Annotated in this window: 1 protein-coding gene; it reads left to right on the top strand. The window is 53.7% G+C overall.

Annotated features, from left to right (window positions below):
• The first annotated feature begins 111 nt into the window (after nt 1-111).
• Nucleotides 112-1,419 carry an IS4 family transposase gene (locus EJ576_RS29610; RefSeq protein ID WP_126571764.1) on the top strand — a complete coding sequence of 436 codons (1,308 nt, stop codon included), beginning with the start codon at nt 112-114 and terminating at the stop codon, nt 1,417-1,419.
• Nucleotides 1,420-1,442: the final 23 nt, after the last annotated feature.

Genomic DNA, 1,442 nt, shown 5'->3' with positions numbered 1-1,442 from the left:
CATGCCTTTCAAGGTCTTGGTTTAAAATCCCCCAACAACTTCTGTCAGGATGACGAAACTATGTGGGATGTGGTTCTCGATAGGTTTGAAAAAAAGACGCCAGCCAGTGTGATGACCAAGCTTGTGCTGGAACAAGCCGTACCGGCCGAGTGGGTCGACAAGGTGTTTGCGCAGCACCGACAACGTCAGTACCCACGCGAGCTGCTTTTTTCCACTGTTGTTGAGCTGATGTCCCTTGTTTCATTGGGCTTAAGACCTTCTTTACATGCTGCTGCACGTCAAATGGATGATCTTCCGGTCACCATTGCAGCGCTCTATGACAAAATCAGTCGAACCGAGCCCGAGCTCCTTCGGGCATTGGTCAGCGGCAGCGCGGAACGCTTAGCCCCTACCGTAGAAACACTGGGTTGCTCGCCGGTTTTTCCCGGCTGGCAATTGCGCATTGTTGATGGCAACCACTTACCTTCCACCGAGAAACGTTTGGGCCCTTTGCGGCGTGAACGAGGTGCTGCTCGCCCAGGATTTTCGGTTGTGGTCTATGACCCTGATCTTGATCTAGTCGTGGACCTTCAGCCTTGTGAAGATGCTTACGCCAGTGAGCGCGTCAGCGTTCTACCCTTGCTGAAAAGTGCGTGTGTCGGGCAGTTATGGCTGGCTGATCGGCTTTATTGCACGCTGCCTGTTCTACAGGCTTGTGAAGACAGAGGGGCTTCATTCATCGTCCGCGAACCCAGCAAACACCCAACAATGGTTGAGCAAGGCGACTGGCAAACATGCGGTTCAATCGAAAGTGGCACGGTCCGTGAGCAAGTCATTGAAGTCAAAAGCGGTCGCCGCTGGCGCCGCATTGAGTTGAGTTTGCAAACACCCACCGACTCTGGCGATTCAGTGATGTGGTTTTGGAGCAATTTGCCCGACACGATCAGCGCCCAACAGATCGCTGATTTGTACCGACGCCGTTGGACTATCGAAGGCATGTTCCAGCGCCTGGAGTCGGTACTAGACAGTGAGATTGCAAGCCTTGGAAATCCCAAGGCAGCTTTACTGGGTTTCGCTTCGGCGGTCCTGGCCTACAACGTTTTGTCTGTTCTCAAACGTAGCGTTGAACAAGCACATCGAGACGCGCAACCGAAAGGATGGGAGGCCTCGATTTTCCATTTGGCGGTGCAGGTTCGTGCCGGTTACGAAGGCATGTTGATTGCCGTGCCATCGGAAAATTTCCCGATTGAAAAGACCTCTCAAGGTCTCGCGGAACGCCTGCTGGCGTTGGCGAGGTTGATCAAACCCAAGCAAATCGCTAAAAGCCCACGCGGCCCCAAGGTCGCCAAATCAAAGGAGTGGCTGGAGGGGCAAGCGGCACGGGCTCATGTATCCACAGATCGGGTGCTCAAGGCTGCCAAGGTAAATAAACAGCCTTAAACAAAGACCTTGAAAGGCATGGC

It is taken from the genome of Pseudomonas sp. C 49-2 (genome assembly GCF_003970195.1).
Taxonomy (GTDB): Bacteria; Pseudomonadota; Gammaproteobacteria; order Pseudomonadales; family Pseudomonadaceae; genus Aquipseudomonas; species Aquipseudomonas canadensis.
The sequence above is the reverse complement of the archived record's forward strand: the minus strand, read 5'-3'. Positions and strand labels throughout refer to the sequence as shown.

Coding starts and splice junctions, on each gene's coding strand:
- EJ576_RS29610 (WP_126571764.1), top strand. CDS start 112: ATGACCAAGCTTGTGCTGGAACAAGCCGTACCGGCCGAGTGGGTCGAC.